This is a genomic window from Tropicibacter sp. Alg240-R139 (assembly GCF_900537075.1).
Classification (GTDB): Bacteria; Pseudomonadota; Alphaproteobacteria; order Rhodobacterales; family Rhodobacteraceae; genus Falsiruegeria.
The window spans coordinates 255,574-272,057 of sequence record NZ_UNRA01000003.1 but is presented as its reverse complement, the minus strand read 5'-3'; the positions used below and the strand labels follow the sequence as shown (position 1 = coordinate 272,057).

Sequence of the window (16,484 nt, the reverse complement as noted above, 5' to 3'; positions counted from 1 at the left end):
CCCGCTGACTGCGACACAGTGCCGGTGCGCGTCAAAGTGCCGTTTTGACTCTTCGGGGCCGTGACCTCTCATTAGGATCAGCCAAATTAGTGGAGAATAGCCATGAAACGTCTTGTTGCGACAATGATTGTCGGCCTGCTGGCCGTGCCTGCCCTGGCCGAAGGGGATGCAGAAAAGGGCAAGAAAGCCTTTAACAAATGCAAAGCCTGTCACACCATCGTGTCCGATGACGGGGAAACCATCCTGAAGGGCGGTAAGACCGGTCCAAACCTCTACGGTATCGCGGGCCGCACCGCGGGCACTGTCGACGGGTTCAAATATGGCAAGAGCCTGATTGAAGCGGGCGAAAACGGCCTGGTTTGGGATGAGGCCAATTTTGCCGAATACACCAAGGATCCCAAGAAATTCCTGAAAACCTACCTCGACGATACCTCGGCCAAGTCCAAAATGTCCTTCAAGCTCAAGAAGGGCGCCGAAGACATTTATGCCTACTTGGAAAGCGTCACAGCTGAATAAAACCGGCCAAAATGCGCAAAGGGAACAAAAGGCCGCAGCCCTGCGGCCTTTCGTGCGATTGATCGGCTTGACGTTCGACGCCACCTTTGATGTCAGCAGGGCAGCTTTGCGACCCTCGCGCCCCGACAAACCAACTTAACACATCGCAATTCGGCCCTTCATGACCTGCAAATCGCACAACATTCTGGGAACTTCGACATGGGTATCTTGATCCCCGCCTGGGTGAACGGCGAATTGGTTCCTGTCGACAAGCTCGAAGCGCATGAAAAGGGGCTCAAACACAAGGCCGTGTCTGTCTTTGTCGTGCGCGGGATGGACATCCTGATCCAGCAACGCGCGATGAACAAGTACCACACGCCGGGCCTGTGGGCGAATACCTGCTGCACCCATCCCGACTGGGACGAAACGTCAAGCACCTGCGCCGTTCGACGCCTGAACGAAGAGCTGGGGATCACCGGTCTTTACCCAGAGTACCGGCACCGTCTGGAATATCACGCTGACGTTGGCAATGGCATGGTCGAAAACGAAGTGGTCGATGTCTTCCTCGCTCATACGCGCGGCGATCTGGCGATGGAGCCCAACCCCGAAGAAGTGATGGATACCCGTTGGATCGATTATCACGATCTGCTGGCCGAAGTACGCCGCCACCCTGAGCGGTTTACGCCTTGGCTCAAGATTTACCTACAGCACCACGCCGATACCATCTTTGGGCCTGACCTGATCATCTCAGCCAAAGCCTGAGACCTCCACGACCCCTTGTCAGTTACATCTGAACTTGCTTCTCTGACCTCAGTTGAGGGAGAGAGAATTTGACCATTTTGATTGTCGGCGGGGGCATTGCCGGCCTAAGCCTTGGGCTGACATTGCATCAGATCGGCGTGCCATTCCGTATCTTTGAAGCCGCACAAGAGATCCACCCCATGGGTGTCGGCATCAACCTGCAACCCAACGCGGTGCGCGAGTTGTTCGAGATGGGGTTGGAGCATGAGCTGGACGCCATCGGCGTGCGTACCAAGCAATATGGATTCTATTCGAAACTTGGCAAAACCATTTGGGAAGAACCACGCGGCACCTGGGCTAGATACACTTGGCCACAATACTCGGTTCATCGTGGTGAATTACAAATGATGCTCTATCGCGCTTTGCTTGATCGCGCCGGACCGGATTGTATCGAAACCGGTGCGCGAGCCTTTGGGTTCAAAGGTCCATCGACCCTGTTGCTTGACCAGGGACGTTCAGCGGAAGGGGCCCTGATCGTGGCAGCCGACGGCATCCATTCGGCCCTGCGCGCACAAATGTACCCGGACGAGGGTGAGCCAATCTGGAACGGCCGTGTCCTGTGGCGTGCAACGACCCAAGCGCCCGAATTCCAAGGTGGCGCAGCGATGGTGATGATCGGGCATGATGACTTGCGCGTCGTTGCCTATCCGATTTCCGAACCTGACCCCGAAAGCGGCATGACCACCCTCAATTGGATCGCCGAAAAGCGCTTTCCGCTCGATGCCGCTTGGAAGAAAGAAGATTGGAATCGCCCTGCTGACATCGCAGAATTTCTTCCTGACTTCGAAAGTTGGCAGTTTGACTGGATTGATGTTCCGTCCCTGATCAACGGCGCGTCGGTGGTATTCGAATACCCGATGGTCGACCGGGACCCGCTACCGCGCTGGACCCAAGGCGCTGTGACGTTGATGGGCGATGCGGCGCACCCAACCTATCCCATCGGTTCAAACGGGGCGAGCCAAGCCATCGTCGATGCCCGCATCATCGGGGCCCGCCTGCTGGAGCATGGGATCGCACCGCAGGCACTTGAGGCGTATGAAGAACAGGTGCGCCCAATCACAACCGGCGTCGGTCTCGCCAACCGCGCGGGCGGCGGGCCGGATGCGGTGCTGCAACGAGTCGAGGATCTGTGCGGTGGTGAATTCGAAGTGATCGAGGACGTCATCCCCCGTGCCGATCTCGCGGCGCATGCCGAGAAATACAAGTCCATTGCAGGCTTCTCGATCGAGGCGCTGAATGCCAAACCCCGTATCATTCCAGAAGGCGCGCGTGTTGACGGTTGACGGGGGTGCTCCCGCACGCGAGCGATCCCGACTGCGTCGGCACCGCTAGCGGCTTTGGGCCGGGCGCCGCTGCGCGGCGCGGTTCCGTTTGTGGCACCTGTTTCGCCACAAACGCCAACCGCCGAGCGAAGCGAGGCCCGGCCCAACGGGAGGAGGTTTTTCGTTAGAAAAATTGACGACGGGCGGGAGCACCCCGTAATCGGAGAGATTCCCGGCTAGTGTTCCGCAAGCTCGATGATATCGAGCCTTCGGGGTCGCGCATATAGACCGCCAGAGACGGGTTCTCGTCCGTGCCAAGGTTGGTGACCTCGCCCAAAGCGAAACCTCCGGCCCGAAGGATCGCGTCGCAGGTGGCCACAAGATCGCTCACGTCAAAAGCCATATGCGCGTAGCCCGGCGTGTTGGCGTGGTCGCCCGTACGATCACCGGGCGAGGCAAACTGAAAGAGCTCCAGAAACACCTCATCGCACCCAGGCATGGACAGCCAGACCGAGCGAATTTGTACACGACTCAACCCCATCCCGCGATCCATAGCCGCGCCGGACAGGGTCCGGGACGCACGCAGATCGCGACAGCCAAAGACCTGACGGTAGAATTCAGCCAATCGCTCCACGTCCCGCGCCACGATGTTGATGTGTGAAAGCCTCAAAACGCCATTGCTGCCGCGACTGCCGATTTCCAGCGGGCGTAAGCTGCTTCGCGATCGGCCTCGTCCATCTTGGGATCGAACCGCTGATCCAACGCCCAGGTTTCGGCAAAGCCCGCCTGATCCGGGTAGACGCCAGCCTGCATGCCCGCAAGCCAAGCCGCGCCAAGCGCCGTGGTTTCCTGCATCACCGGACGGTCCACAGACGCGCCCAACAGGTTCGACAAGCCCTGCATCGCCCAGCTGGATGCGCTCATGCCCCCATCCACGCGCAAGGTCACGTCAGCATCGCTACCCCAATCGCCTTGCATCGCCTCCCACAGATCGCGGGTCTGATAGGCAATGCTTTCCAATGCGGCCTTGGAAAATTCGGCCGGGCCAGAGTTGCGGGTCAGGCCAAACACAGCGCCCCGGCAATCAGGTTTCCAATAGGGCGCGCCTAACCCGGTAAAGGCCGGAACCAGCACCACATTCTGCGCCGGATCAGCCTGGGCCGCCAACTCACCACTTTGCGGGGCGTTCTCGATGATGCCCAAACCATCGCGCAGCCATTGCACAGCAGCCCCCGCAATAAAGATCGACCCTTCCAACGCATAGGTCCGCTGCCCGCCCAGCTGATAGGCAATGGTGGTCAGCAGGCGGTTGTTCGATGCCACCGGCTCCGTCCCCGTGTTAAGCAGCGCGAAACAGCCTGTGCCATAGGTGGATTTCATCATGCCGGACTGGAAACAGGCCTGCCCCATCGTTGCCGCCTGCTGATCGCCGGCCACGCCCAGAATGGGAATTGACCCACCAAAAAGCGCGGTCGTCCCAAAGTCCGCCGCACAATCGCGTACCTCGGGCAGCATGGACATGGGCACGTGCAGCAGATCGCAGATGTCGGTGCTCCATTCACCCGAATGGATGTTGAACAGCAAAGTCCGCGCCGCGTTGGTGGCGTCAGTGGCATGTACCTTGCCCCCCGTCAGGCGCCAGATCAGGAAACTGTCGATGGTCCCAAACAACACCTCGCCCCGTTCCGCCCTATCGCGAGCGCCAGGGATCTTATCGAGCAGCCATTTGACTTTGGTGCCAGAAAAATAGGGGTCCAGGAGCAAACCAGTTTGGGCGACAATGTCATCCTCGCACCCCTCGCTGCGGAAGACGTCGCAGATCGCGGCGGTGCGGCGGTCCTGCCAAACGATGGCATTGTGCAGGGGCTTTCCGGTTTCGCGGTCCCACAAGACGGTGGTTTCGCGCTGATTGGTGATGCCGATCCCGGCGATCTGATCTGGCCCGACGCTATGATTGGCCAAAACCTTCTGACAGACAGCCAGCGTCGTCGACCAGATCTCTTCGGCGTCGTGTTCCACCCATCCGGCTTGCGGGAAGTGCTGCGTGAACTCCTGCTGAGCGGTACCCACACGAGCCATGTCACCGTCGAACAGGATCGCCCGACTGGATGTGGTTCCCTGATCGATCGCCAGAATATAGGTCATTGCCGCGCGCTCCCCGCTTGATTTTACGCGAGGTTAGCCCGAGCGCGGGGAAACGTTCCAGCCTAGATTTCAGGCCTCCGGCACTTCGATGTTGTCGATCAGGCGCACGCCTTCCATCCAGGCTGCCACCAGCATCCTTGCAGGACGCGTGGGTGTATCCAGCGATTCGAGCGAGGTCGCGCAGCGCAGGTCAAAGTACTCGATGCCCGCGAAACCCGCCTGTTCCAATTTGTCCTTTGCCTGTTTCGCCAAGGGCCCAAAAGGCGCACCTTGCGCCAAAGCTGCGGCCACGTCCTGCATGATCGGATTCAGCTTTGCAGCCTTGGCCAACCCCTTTTCGGACAGACGCAGGTTGCGCGAAGACATGGCAAGGCCCGAGGGCTCGCGCACCGTGGGACAGCCGATGACTCCGGTGGGAATATCCAGATCGCGAGCCATCCGAGTTACCAGCATCAGCTGCTGATAATCCTTTTGCCCGAAATACGCCCGATTCGCTGCGGTCTGCAGGAACAATTTGGCCACCACCGTTGCCACGCCATCAAAGTGACCGGGGCGAAACTCGCCCTCCATCACGTCGGTCAAACCTGACACGGACACATTCGTGGCGAAACCACTAGGATAGATTTCCTCGGGTCCGGGCACATAGATTGCGTCGACGCCGATGGGTGCCAATTTCTCAGCGTCCTCATGCTCGGTCCGGGGATAGTTTTCCAGGTCTTCGGGGTTGTTGAATTGTTTGGGGTTCACAAAAATCGTCACGATCACCCGGTCACAACCTGCGCGCGCCGCTTGCGCAAGCGACAGATGGCCCGCATGCAGCGCACCCATGGTCGGCACGACGCCGATGCTTTCGCCCGCGCGTTTCCAGGTGGCAGTCAACTCGCGCAACTCAGCCAGGGTGCGCAGGATCGGGGCAGTCATTTCTTGTTTCCCTTCGCCGGTGTAGTGTCGGCGAAAACATGTTCCGCAGCCGGAAAGCTGCGCGCACGCACGTCGGCGGCGTATTCAGCGATGGCGGACTCGGCCTGCTCGCCCAAATCGGCATAGCGTTTGACGAACTTGGGTTTGAAGGCGGTAAAGAAACCCAACATGTCGTCGACCACAAGGATCTGGCCGTCACAGTCGGCGGATGCGCCGATGCCGATTGTCGGGATGGCGATCTCAGCCGTGATCTGATCGGCCAACGTTTGCGGCACCTTCTCCAGAACCACCGAAAACGCCCCTGCATCAGTCACAGCCTTTGCGTCAGCCAAAACAGAGTCAGCCTGCGCATCGCGGCCTTGAACCTTGTATCCACCAAGCGTGTTGATCGACTGCGGCGTCAAGCCAATGTGGGCCATGACGGGGATGCCACGTTTGACCAAAAAGCGGATGGTCTCGGCCATCTCGACCCCACCTTCGAGCTTCACCGCTCCGGCACCGGTCTCGGCCATCAGCCGCGCAGCATTGCGAAATGCCTGTTGCGGCCCCTCTTCATAAGAGGCAAAGGGCATGTCGATGACCATCATCGCGCTGGACAGCCCGCGGGCCACGGCCTGACCGTGCAGAATCATCATCTCCATTGTCACGCTCAGGGTCGATTTCAGGCCATGCAGCACCATGCCAACGCTGTCCCCTACCAGAACGAAATCGCAATGCGCGTCCATGAACTGCGCCATCGGCGTGGTGTAGGCGGTCAGGCTGACCAGTGGTTCCCCACCTTTGCGGGCACGGATATCTTCAGCATTTGGCGCTTGCTTGCGGGCGGTGGCGCTCATGGTTCCCTCCTGCGGGCGTATTATGTTGCAGCGCGGCATAGCATTTCTGCACTGCACATATAAAGCCCGGTTGCGCCAACATTTCCTTGATTGACCCAAAGTTTAAGGAAACAGTGAAGCTTGAGCCGCCAGATTCCCGGGTCGGGCGAGCGAGATATTGCTGGGGAGAACATAATGGGACACGCATTCAAACACACATTTCAAGCAGCTTTGGCGCTAAGCGTCAGCTTGCTGGCAACTCAGGCCATTGCCAAATCGGACATCACCGTGGCGATGCAGCTGGAACCGCCTCACCTGGATCCTACCAGTGCCGCAGCGCAGGCCATCGACTCTGTCGTTTACACCAATGTATTCGAAGGGCTGACCCGCTTCATGGGCGACGGCGCTATTGTGCCAGGGCTCGCCGAAAGCTGGGAAATCTCGGATGACGGCACGGTCTATACGTTCAAACTGCATGACGGCGTGACCTTTCATGACGGCACCACGATGGACGGCGAAGACGTCAAATTCAGCCTCGACCGCGCCCGTTCAGAAGACAGCGCCAACGCGCAAAAGGCACTGTTTTCCGGGATCACAGAGGTCGAGGTTATCGATCCGCTGACTGTCAAGATCACGCTGAAAGAGCCCAACGGCAATTTTCTGTTCAACTTGGCCTGGGGTGACGCGGTGATCGTGGCGCCAGAAAGCATCGACGGCATCAAGACCAACCCCATCGGCACCGGTGCCTTCAAATTCGCGGGCTGGGTGCAGGGCGACAAGATCGACCTGGAACGCAACGCGGATTACTGGGGCGATCAGCCTGCGCTGGAAAAGGCCACGTTCAAGTTCATCTCGGACCCTACCGCCGCCTTTGCCGCCGTCATGGCCGAGGATGTGGATGTGTTCAGCGGCTTCCCTGCCCCCGAAAACCTGCCACAGTTCGAGGCAGATCCGCGGTTTCAGGTTCTAGTGGGCTCGACCGAGGGCGAAACGATTCTGTCGACCAACAACAAGCAGCCGCCATTTGATGACGTCCGCGTTCGTCAGGCTGTGGCCCACGCCATCGACCGGCAAGCCATCGTGGATGGTGCGATGTTTGGCTACGGCACGCCGATTGGTACGCATTTTGCACCGCATCATCCCGCATACGTCGATCTGACCGGCAATTCGGCCTATGACCCGGAAAAGGCCAAGGCCCTGCTGGCCGAGGCCGGGTTTGCGGATGGGTTTGAAACCACCCTGCACCTGCCGCCCCCCTCTTACGCCCGTCGCGGTGGCGAGATCATCGCCGCGCAACTGGCCCAGGTCGGCATCAAGGCCGAGATCACCAACGTGGAATGGGCGCAGTGGCTGGAAACCGTGTTCCGTGGCAAGAACTTTGGCCTGACCATCGTCAGCCATACTGAACCCATGGACATCGGCATCTATGCCCGGCCTGAATACTATTTCCAGTACGACAATCCAGCGTTCCAAGAGCTGATGACCACGTTGAATTCGACCACTGATCCGGATGAGCGGTCCAAGCTTCTGGGCCAGGCGCAAACCATGATCTCGGAAGATTATGTGAACGGTTATTTGTTCCAGTTGGCTGCGCTAAGCGTCGCCAAGGCGGGCGTTCAGGGTCTGTGGGTCAATGCACCTACAGCGGCCAATGATCTGACCGCCGTCAGCTGGGCTGATTGATGAAAACGCCACCGGGCCCCGATTGAGGGCCCGGTGGCCGCTTTCAGTGAATTATACGTGATATGAATATCCTACATTTCCTTAAGCCACTTGCGTTGATGTCCTTTCTGATGGCGCTAGACATGCTGATGCCTGCCCAAGTGGCTGCGCAGGGCTTGTTCCGCTCGGACATGAATCAGGCCGTTGGCACGCCCGAAAACCCGCTGCAGGTCGGTGTCGGGATTCACATCGACCAAATCTCGTTCGTGGATCAAAAGTCCGAAAACTACGGCGCTGTGGCCACGATCCGCGCCAGTTGGCATGATCCTTCTCTGGCATTTGACCGGGATGAAATTGGACGCGACACACGCATCGTCAAACCCGAGGCTTTTGTCGAATACGCAACAGCGCTGCCAACAATCGTGCCTGCCTTTGTCGTGCAGAACCAGCAATCCAACCGCTGGATTCACCAATCCATCGTCGCCATCGAATACACCGGCAAGGTTACGTATTTCGAAAAGTCCTCGCTGACATTGCAAGCGCCTTATTTCAACTTCAAAAAATACCCCTTTGACCAGCAGCAGTTCTTTTTTGAAATCGTTTCGGTCTATCCAGCTGACGTCGTGCAATACACGGTGCTCGAAGAGTTTTCCGGTCTGGGCGACCTGCTAGGTGAAGAAGAGTGGATTCTGGAACGCCCCAACATGGTTCTGAGCACCACCACTGGGCTCTCTGGTGCGCCAAGCGCCAAGGTCGCACTGGCATTCGAAGGGCGTCGGCATATCATGTATTATGCCATCCGCATCTTCATGCCGATGCTGGTGCTGATCGCCTGCAGTTGGGCGTTGTTCTTTCTGGATGAATACCGAAAGAGGATCGAGATCGCAGGCGCCAACCTGCTTGTGTTTGTGGCGTTCAACTGGGTGATCTCGGACGATTTGCCCAAGCTAGGTTATTTGACGTTTTTGGACTTCATCCTGCAATGGATGTTCGTCGTGACGGGTGCAATCATCATATTCAGCGTGCTGCTCAGGCGGCTCAAAACCTCGGACCGGGAGGACGTGGCCCGAAAGCTCGACAACTATGCGATCAAATGGATCTATCCGTTGGGGTATGCCGCAATCGTGGGATTTGCCGTGATGAATTATCTGGTCGTGGACTGAGTCTGCGTCGATGCTTCGCTATACCCTCAAACGCCTTTTGTCGCTGACCCTTAGCCTTGCGGTCGCATCAATGGTGATCTTTGCCGTGATCGAAGTGGCACCGGGCGATCCCGCGTCTTTCATGCTGGGGGTAAATGCGCAGCCTGACACATTGGCTGCCTTGCGGACCGAGCTGGGTTTGGATGTGCCCAAAACCGAGCGCTATCTGACCTGGGTTGGGGGCATGCTGACCGGGGATTTTGGCACGTCGTATACCTACCGCACGCCAGTATCCCAGATGATCGCGGATCGGATGTGGGTGTCGCTGCCGCTGGCGCTTTATGCTTTGACCCTGTCCACGCTTATCGCCTTTCCCGCTGGCATCTACGCCGCCTCGCGCCGGGGTAAGCCCGGCGATATTGCGGTGATGGGGGCGACACAGTTGGGGGTTGCGGTGCCCAACTTCTGGTTCGCTATGATGCTGGTGCTGGTCTTTGCCATCAACCTGCGCTGGTTCAACGCGGGCGGATTTGCCGGATGGGACAAGGGGTTTGGCCCGGCGATGCAATCGCTGACCTTGCCCGCCATCGCGCTGGCCTTGCCACAGGCCGCCATTCTGGCGCGCGTCATGCGATCCGCTTTGCTCGACGTCTTGGGAGAAGATTTCATGCGCACTGCCCGCGCCAAGGGCCTCAGCCGCCGTCAGGCGCTCTGGCGGCACGGGTTGCGCAACGCGCTGATCCCGGTGTTGACCATCATTGGATTGCAATTTTCGTTTCTGCTGGCAGGGTCAATCATTATCGAACAGGTGTTCTATCTGCCAGGGCTGGGGCGGTTGGTGTTTCAGGCCATCTCGTCGCGTGATCTAATCGTGGTGGAATCGGTGGTGATGCTGCTGGTCTTTGCGGTGATCGTGGTGAATTTTGTTGTTGACTTGGCCTATGCCGCTGTCGATCCCCGCCTAAAGAGCCGGACATGACCTGCCCTGCCTTAAGATACCATTTCCATAACGCGGAACCGCGCCGCGGGCGAGGCCGTATGGGCGCGCTGCGCCCATACGGCCTCGCCCGCGGCGCCCGCTCCTGGTTCAGAGCATCATCATGAGCCGCAATCTGATCCTTGGTACGGCCTTATCGTCACTCGTGGTTCTGGCCGCTGTACTTTCATTCCTGTGGACGCCCTACGACCATACCGCGCTCGACATTCCCAACAAGCTGCAACCGCCCAATGCGACCCATTGGCTGGGCACAGATCACTTTGGTCGCGACATGCTTTCGATGATCATGGTGGGTGCCCGCACTTCGATCGCAGTGGCCCTGGTCGCCGTCGGTATCGGTATGACGGCGGGTATTCCCCTTGGCCTGACTGCGGCAGCTCGCAAGGGCATGTGGCTGGACGAGCTGATCATGCGTGGCAACGATCTGGTTTTTGCCTTTCCCTCATTGGTCATCGCCATCCTGATAACTGCCATCTTTGGCGCCGGAGCAATCAACGCCATCATCGCCATCGGTATCTTCAACATCCCGGTCTTTGCCCGGATCACCCGCGGCGCGGCGCTTAGTCTGTGGGAGCGTGAATTTATCATGGCCGCCCGCGTCGCGGGCAAAGGCGCCGCGCGCATTTCGGCCGAGCACATCTTGCCCAACGTCGCAAACCTGCTGATCGTGCAAGGCACCATTCAGTTCAGCCTGGGCATCCTGGCCGAAGCAGGGCTGAGTTACGTCGGCCTTGGCGCGCAGCCCCCCACCCCCAGCTGGGGCCGTATGCTGGCGGACGCACAGACAATGGTCAGCTTTGCCCCGCATCTGGCCCTGATCCCGGGTTGCGCCATCATCCTGACAGTGCTGGGTCTGAATCTGATGGGCGACGGATTACGCGATTGGCTTGATCCCCGCATCCGGGTGGCCCGCACATGAATTTGCTCGAGATCCGGAACCTGTCCCTGTCAATTGGCGCGCACAACATCCTCAAAGGGGTCGACCTGAGCCTAAGCCCAGGGGAAATCGTGGCCGTCACTGGCGAAAGCGGCTCGGGCAAGTCCATGACAGCGCTTTCGGTGATGCAGTTACTGCCCGAGACTGCCGAAGCATCCGGCTCCATCCAACTGGAGGAGCAAGAGCTGCTCGACCTGCCCGAGGACCAATTGTGCGCCTTGCGGGGTCAATCCATTGGTATGGTGTTTCAGGAACCGATGACCGCGCTCAACCCTGTCAAATCTATCGGCGATCAGGTGATGGAAACCATCCTCATCCACAAAGCCCTGCCACCTGCCCAAGCCGAAGAACGCGCGCGTGAAGTTCTGACCCGTGTGGGCCTGCCCCCCAACCGGTTTCCACTGTCCCGGTTCCCACACGAACTGTCGGGAGGACAACGCCAACGGGTCGTCATCGCTATGGCCATCGCCCTGCGCCCGCGTCTTCTGATTGCGGATGAACCGACCACGGCGCTCGACGTTACCACACAGGCGCAGATCCTGGACCTGCTCCAGGGACTGGTCACCGAGTATGGCATGGGCATGTTGATGATCACCCACGATCTTGCTGTCGTGGCCGATCTGGCCGATCACATCGTGGTCATGCGCCATGGCGAAGTGGTCGAAACCGGGCACACCCGACACCTGCTACGCCACATGCAGCACCCCTATACCCGGATGCTGTTCGAGGCTTCGGACCATCAGGTAACGCTGCCCCCGGTGCCAGACCTGCAACCCCTGCTGGCGGTGGCGGATGTGGTGCGGGACTACCGCAAACCCCGAACGCGACTTTTCGCACCGCCTGAATTCCACCGCGCCGTGGATGGCGTGAGTTTTACCCTGCACCGGGGTGAGCGCCTAGGTTTGGTCGGGGAATCGGGCTGCGGGAAATCGACCCTGACACGGGCCATTCTGGGACTTGAAGAAGTACAACAGGGTCACATCTTGCTAGATGGCAGCACAGTGTTTTCCGGACACAAACCGGACAGAGCCGTGCGCCGCAAGATGCAAGTCGTGTTTCAAGACCCTTTCGGCAGTTTTAATCCCCGTCACAAAGTGCACCGGCTGATCACCGAGCCATTTTACTTGATGGATGCCCCGCCCAAAGGCACAGAGCGCTCGGATCGCATCGCCGAAATGCTGGCCGCCGTTGGCCTGTCCCCCGACGATGCCAGCAAATACATCCACGAGTTTTCTGGCGGCCAACGCCAGCGCATTGCCATCGCACGCGCCTTGATCACCCGCCCCAAATTGATCCTGTTTGACGAAGCCGTCTCGGCCCTCGATGTCTCGGTCCGGGCGCAAATCCTCGATCTTCTGGCCGAACTGTGTGAAGCCTACGACTTGACCTATCTGTTCATAAGTCACGACCTGAACGTGGTGCGCACGATCACGGATCGGGTGATGGTCATGCAGGCCGGAAAGATCGTGGAACAGGGTGACACCGAACAGGTGTTTTCTGACCCACAACACCCCTATACCGAGGCGCTTTTGGCCGCCGCACCGCGTCTTCCCAAGATCACGCGAGGGGTTGCATGATCGCGCAACACGCGCCCTACTCGCGCTCGTGATATTTCAAAGCAATTGGAGCCCGCCATGACCACCCACCTTTGGTTTGATCCAACCCTGTGCCTGATCGGTGGTGAATGGCGCCCTGCGGTCTCGGGGCAGACATTGCCTCTGGTTGATCCGTCGGACGGGTCCGAGATATGCCATATCGCACGCGGCGCGGCGGCAGATATCGATGCGGCGGTTCAAGCGGCGCGGGCCGCATTGGACGGAGAATGGGGTCAAATGCCCGCATTTGAACGCGGTCGTCTCCTGACCCGATTGGGGCAGCTGGTTCTGGACAAGGTCGATGAATTGGCCGCCATCGAGGCCACCGATGTGGGCAAACCCCTGACACAAGCCCGTGCCGATGCAGTGGCCCTGGCGCGGTATTGCGAGTTCTACGGGGGCGCGGCAGATAAGATCCACGGCCAGACGATCCCCTATCTGGACGGTTACACCGTTTACGCCCTACGCGAACCACATGGGGTGACCGGACATATCGTGCCATGGAACTACCCGATGCAGATCATCGGACGGTCGCTTGGGGCAGCACTGGCCATGGGCAACGCGGCCGTTCTGAAACCGGCGGAAGAAGCTTGTTTGACAGCGTTGGCTTTTGCCGATCTGGCCGTGCAGGCCGGTCTGCCGGCGGGGGCGCTAAACGTGGTGCCCGGCATCGGGGCCGAGGCCGGCGCGGCGCTGTCAGCGCATCCCGGTATTCACCATATCTCGTTCACCGGGTCAGTCGCGACGGGGGCTTTGGTGCAGCAAGCGGCGGGTAAAAACGTCGTGCCCGTCACGTTGGAGCTGGGTGGAAAATCACCGCAACTGGTGTTTGACGACGCCGACCTGGACGCGGCCCTGCCGTTTCTGGTCAACGCCGGTATCCAGAACGCAGGCCAGACCTGTTCCGCATCGTCACGAATTCTGGTTCAACGCGGAGTGTACGAAACGGTTAAATCCCGCATGGCCGAGGCATATGGTGCGCTCTCTGTTGGCCCCGCGCGGGATGACTTGCGGGTTGGTCCACTGATTTCTAACAGGCAGAAAGAGATCGTGACCGGGTTCCTGAAAAAAGGCGCGGACCTGAATGTCGCGGGCCAGGGTGTCATTGTCGATAACGCGCCCGAGACTGGCGCCTATGTTCGTCCCACACTTTTTGCCGATGTGCCCGCCGATCACACGCTGGCTCGGGAAGAGATTTTCGGCCCCGTACAGGTACTGATCCCCTTTGACACCGAAGAAGAGGCCGTCCGCATCGCAAATTCCACCGACTATGGTTTGGTTGCCAGCATCTGGTCGCGCGACGGAGCACGGCAGATGCGACTGGCTAAGCAACTGCAGGCAGGTCAGGTGTTCATCAACAATTATGGCGCAGGCGGCGGGGTCGAGCTACCGTTTGGTGGTGTCGGAAAATCCGGGCACGGGCGCGAAAAAGGATTCGAGGCGTTGTACGGTTTTTCACAACTGAAAACCGTCGCAGCCTATCATGGCTGAACATGCGGCCACGCCATCGGCCACATCGGGACGCAAAGATAACCTAATCCTTGCAATTGCCCTGTCGCTGTTGGCGCTGACCCTGTTCGACATTATGGGATTGATCATCAAATATCTGTCGCCGCGTTATTCGGCCGCCGAACTGTCGGCCTATCGCAACTTCTTTGGTATCATTCCCAGCGTGATCGCGCTCTGGTCCTCACCCAATTGGCACAAATCGGGACGTCCATGGCGCATCCGGCAATGGAAACTGGGGCTGATGCGCGGCGTGATCGTCACCTTTGCACAGTTCTGCTTTTATTACTCTTTGGGCGTCATGGCCTTTGCAACGGCCACAACGATTTCGTACTCCAACGCCATTTTCATGACCGCGCTCGCTGTGCCGCTGCTGGGGGAAAAGGTGGGGATGATCCGGTGGTTTGCAGTGGCTTTGGGCTTTGTCGGCGTGATCCTGGTCATGAATCCAACGGGCGATGGATTCGGGTTCGAGGCGATGGCCCCACTCGCGGCGGCGTTCTTCTACGCCCTGACCGGGGTGACCGCCCGCCAGATGGACCCAGATGTGCCGTCGCCGCTGATCAACCTCTATTCGGTTTTGGCCGCCCTGTTCGGAGCGTTCGCGTTGGCGTTTTTTGCCGGTGGGTTTTCCCCCATTGCCAGCACCCAGGACTTGCTGTGGATCGTAGCCATGGGAATGTTTGGCGGCACCGCCGTGCTGTTCCTGGTCGTGTCATATCGGATGACAGAACAAAGCAACTTGGCCCCATTCAGCTATTTCGGCATCCCGATTGCCTTTGTCGCAGGATGGCTGGTGTTTGACGAGGCACCATGGAGCGATCTGTTCCCCGGCGCTCTTTTGATCGTTGCCGGAGGGTTACTGGTGATCTGGCGCGAACGACGGTTGAGGCGTTAGACCACGACTTCAATCGCTTGTTGTTCGCCAACACCGAACACGCGCTTGTAACGCTCGATTTGATCCTTTGGACCCATTGCCTTTTCCGGGTTGTCGGACAGTTTGACCGTGGGGTTGCCGTTAGCTGATACAGCCTTGCACACCAGCGAAAACGGTGCCAACCCATCGCCGGGCACAAACCCCCGAAAATCATTGGTCAGCAAAGTGCCCCAACCAAACGAAACATTGACCCGTCCCGCAAACTGCGCATGCAGCTCGGCGATCTTATCTACATCGAGACCATCCGAAAAAATCACACGTTTTTGCGTGGGGTCTTCACCGCGATTTTTCCACCAGTCGATGGCGATCTCGGCACCAGATGCCGGGTCGCCGCTGTCAATACGGATACCCGTCCAGCCCGCCAGCCAATCCGGCGCGTGGTCTAGAAAGCCCTTGGTTCCATAAGTGTCGGGAAGAATGATCCGCAAGTTACCGTCGTGCTCATCATGCCAATCGCTCAGGACGTCATAAGGGGCTTGCGCCAGCGCCCCGTCACCCTTGGCGAGAGCAGAGTAGACCATCGGCAGTTCGTGCGCGTTGGTGCCGATGGCTTCGACCTCACGGCGCATAGCAATCAGACAATTTGAGGTGCCGGTGAAACTTTTGCCCAGACCCTCCATCATGGCCTGTACGCACCAGTCCTGCCAAAGAAAGCTGTGACGCCGACGGGTGCCAAAATCAGCGATGCTCAGCCCGTCAATACCCCGCAACCGTTCGATCTTTTCCCAGACACGGGTCATGGCGCGGGCATAAAGCACCTGCAGCTCGAACCGGCGCATGTCGTTGATCACCGCACGCGAACGCAGCTCCATAAGCACAGCCAATGCAGAAATTTCCCACAGCATCACCTCGTGCCATTTGCCCTCGAACATCAGCTCGTATTGGTCACCCTTGCGTTCCAGATGGTAAGGCGGCAGCTGCAACCCCTCAAACCATTCCATAAAATCGGGACGGAACATCTGACGCTTGCCGTAAAACGTATTGCCGCGCAGCCAGGTGCTCTCGCCCCGGCTTAGCCGCAGCGACCGGATGTGATCCAGCTGTTCGCGCAACTCGCCTTCATCGATCAAATCAGCCAGCGGGATGTGTGTCGACCGGTTGATCAGTGAAAAAGTCACATCCGTCTCGGGACGGTTGCGAAAAACCGACTGGCACATCAGAAGTTTGTAGAAATCGGTATCTATCAACGAGCGGACAATCGGATCGATTTTCCACTTGTGATTATAGACGCGTGTAGCAATGTCCACGGGCAGCCCTCGTCCTTTGACT

15 protein-coding genes are annotated in these 16,484 nt (G+C 58.8%); 10 read left to right on the top strand and 5 right to left on the bottom strand.

The features are described 5' to 3' along the window. Window positions 1-102: 102 nt before the first annotated feature. The 3 genes from G6R15_RS14275 (at window position 103) to G6R15_RS14265 (ending at window position 2,579) form a co-directional block, all read left to right on the top strand. Window positions 103-516 (top strand): cytochrome c family protein, encoded by a 414-nt coding sequence (locus G6R15_RS14275; RefSeq protein WP_164660636.1) that lies wholly within the window; start codon window positions 103-105, stop codon window positions 514-516. 198 nt (window positions 517-714) lie between these two features. Continuing rightward, window positions 715-1,257: an isopentenyl-diphosphate Delta-isomerase gene (idi, locus tag G6R15_RS14270; RefSeq protein ID WP_164660635.1), complete on the top strand. Its 543-nt coding sequence runs from the start codon at window positions 715-717 to the stop codon at window positions 1,255-1,257. A gap of 68 nt (window positions 1,258-1,325) precedes the next feature. After that, on the top strand, window positions 1,326-2,579 hold the full coding sequence (locus G6R15_RS14265; RefSeq protein ID WP_164660634.1) for a flavin-dependent oxidoreductase: 1,254 nt from the start codon (window positions 1,326-1,328) through the stop codon (window positions 2,577-2,579). A 163-nt stretch (window positions 2,580-2,742) separates the two neighbouring features. Here the strand turns inward: G6R15_RS14265 and G6R15_RS14260 are convergent, their stop codons facing one another. From G6R15_RS14260 to panB, 4 genes are all read right to left on the bottom strand, one after another. Next, window positions 2,743-3,228, bottom strand: coding sequence for a VOC family protein (locus G6R15_RS14260; protein ID WP_255456172.1), 486 nt, complete (start codon window positions 3,226-3,228; stop codon window positions 2,743-2,745). Further along, a complete protein-coding gene (glpK, locus tag G6R15_RS14255) occupies window positions 3,225-4,703 on the bottom strand; it encodes a glycerol kinase GlpK (RefSeq protein WP_164660632.1) in 1,479 nt (492 codons plus the stop codon). Before glpK ends, G6R15_RS14260 begins: the two co-directional genes overlap by 4 nt. Before the next feature lie 69 nt (window positions 4,704-4,772). Further along, window positions 4,773-5,624, bottom strand: a complete 852-nt coding sequence (gene panC / locus G6R15_RS14250) for a pantoate--beta-alanine ligase (RefSeq protein WP_164660631.1) — start codon at window positions 5,622-5,624, stop codon at window positions 4,773-4,775. After that, complete coding sequence (panB, locus tag G6R15_RS14245; protein ID WP_164660630.1) at window positions 5,621-6,460, bottom strand: 3-methyl-2-oxobutanoate hydroxymethyltransferase; 840 nt, start codon at window positions 6,458-6,460, stop codon at window positions 5,621-5,623. Before panB ends, panC begins: the two co-directional genes overlap by 4 nt. Before the next feature lie 174 nt (window positions 6,461-6,634). Here panB and G6R15_RS14240 point away from each other — a divergent pair, with 174 nt between their 5' ends. The 7 genes from G6R15_RS14240 (at window position 6,635) to G6R15_RS14210 (ending at window position 15,176) form a co-directional block, all read left to right on the top strand. Beyond that, window positions 6,635-8,122, top strand: coding sequence for an ABC transporter substrate-binding protein (locus tag G6R15_RS14240; RefSeq protein ID WP_164660629.1), 1,488 nt, complete (start codon window positions 6,635-6,637; stop codon window positions 8,120-8,122). A 98-nt stretch (window positions 8,123-8,220) separates the two neighbouring features. Then, window positions 8,221-9,264 (top strand): hypothetical protein, encoded by a 1,044-nt coding sequence (locus G6R15_RS14235; protein WP_240336770.1) that lies wholly within the window; start codon window positions 8,221-8,223, stop codon window positions 9,262-9,264. A gap of 10 nt (window positions 9,265-9,274) precedes the next feature. Then, the gene (locus G6R15_RS14230; RefSeq protein WP_164660627.1) at window positions 9,275-10,222 is read left to right on the top strand and encodes an ABC transporter permease; all 948 of its coding nucleotides are present in this window, start codon (window positions 9,275-9,277) and stop codon (window positions 10,220-10,222) included. Window positions 10,223-10,343: 121 nt separating this feature from the next. Next, window positions 10,344-11,159: an ABC transporter permease gene (locus tag G6R15_RS14225; protein WP_164660626.1), complete on the top strand. Its 816-nt coding sequence runs from the start codon at window positions 10,344-10,346 to the stop codon at window positions 11,157-11,159. Next, window positions 11,156-12,754, top strand: a complete 1,599-nt coding sequence (locus G6R15_RS14220) for an ABC transporter ATP-binding protein (protein ID WP_164660625.1) — start codon at window positions 11,156-11,158, stop codon at window positions 12,752-12,754. The genes G6R15_RS14225 and G6R15_RS14220 overlap by 4 nt, the downstream gene beginning before the upstream one ends. A gap of 57 nt (window positions 12,755-12,811) precedes the next feature. After that, a complete protein-coding gene (locus G6R15_RS14215) occupies window positions 12,812-14,263 on the top strand; it encodes an aldehyde dehydrogenase family protein (protein ID WP_164660624.1) in 1,452 nt (483 codons plus the stop codon). After that, entirely contained in the window at window positions 14,256-15,176 is a 921-nt protein-coding gene (locus G6R15_RS14210) for a DMT family transporter (protein WP_164660623.1), read from the top strand. The genes G6R15_RS14215 and G6R15_RS14210 overlap by 8 nt, the downstream gene beginning before the upstream one ends. Here the strand turns inward: G6R15_RS14210 and pncB are convergent. Continuing rightward, complete coding sequence (gene pncB, locus G6R15_RS14205) at window positions 15,173-16,462, bottom strand: nicotinate phosphoribosyltransferase (RefSeq protein ID WP_164660622.1); 1,290 nt, start codon at window positions 16,460-16,462, stop codon at window positions 15,173-15,175. The two genes, G6R15_RS14210 and pncB, sit on opposite strands and share 4 nt — an antisense overlap. Window positions 16,463-16,484: the final 22 nt, after the last annotated feature.

Coding starts and splice junctions, on each gene's coding strand:
- G6R15_RS14275 (WP_164660636.1), top strand. CDS start 103: ATGAAACGTCTTGTTGCGACAATGATTGTCGGCCTGCTGGCCGTGCCT.
- idi (WP_164660635.1), top strand. CDS start 715: ATGGGTATCTTGATCCCCGCCTGGGTGAACGGCGAATTGGTTCCTGTC.
- glpK (WP_164660632.1), bottom strand. CDS start 4,703: ATGACCTATATTCTGGCGATCGATCAGGGAACCACATCCAGTCGGGCG.
- panC (WP_164660631.1), bottom strand. CDS start 5,624: ATGACTGCCCCGATCCTGCGCACCCTGGCTGAGTTGCGCGAGTTGACT.
- panB (WP_164660630.1), bottom strand. CDS start 6,460: ATGAGCGCCACCGCCCGCAAGCAAGCGCCAAATGCTGAAGATATCCGT.
- G6R15_RS14240 (WP_164660629.1), top strand. CDS start 6,635: ATGGGACACGCATTCAAACACACATTTCAAGCAGCTTTGGCGCTAAGC.
- G6R15_RS14235 (WP_240336770.1), top strand. CDS start 8,221: ATGTCCTTTCTGATGGCGCTAGACATGCTGATGCCTGCCCAAGTGGCT.
- G6R15_RS14230 (WP_164660627.1), top strand. CDS start 9,275: ATGCTTCGCTATACCCTCAAACGCCTTTTGTCGCTGACCCTTAGCCTT.
- G6R15_RS14225 (WP_164660626.1), top strand. CDS start 10,344: ATGAGCCGCAATCTGATCCTTGGTACGGCCTTATCGTCACTCGTGGTT.
- G6R15_RS14220 (WP_164660625.1), top strand. CDS start 11,156: ATGAATTTGCTCGAGATCCGGAACCTGTCCCTGTCAATTGGCGCGCAC.
- G6R15_RS14215 (WP_164660624.1), top strand. CDS start 12,812: ATGACCACCCACCTTTGGTTTGATCCAACCCTGTGCCTGATCGGTGGT.
- G6R15_RS14210 (WP_164660623.1), top strand. CDS start 14,256: ATGGCTGAACATGCGGCCACGCCATCGGCCACATCGGGACGCAAAGAT.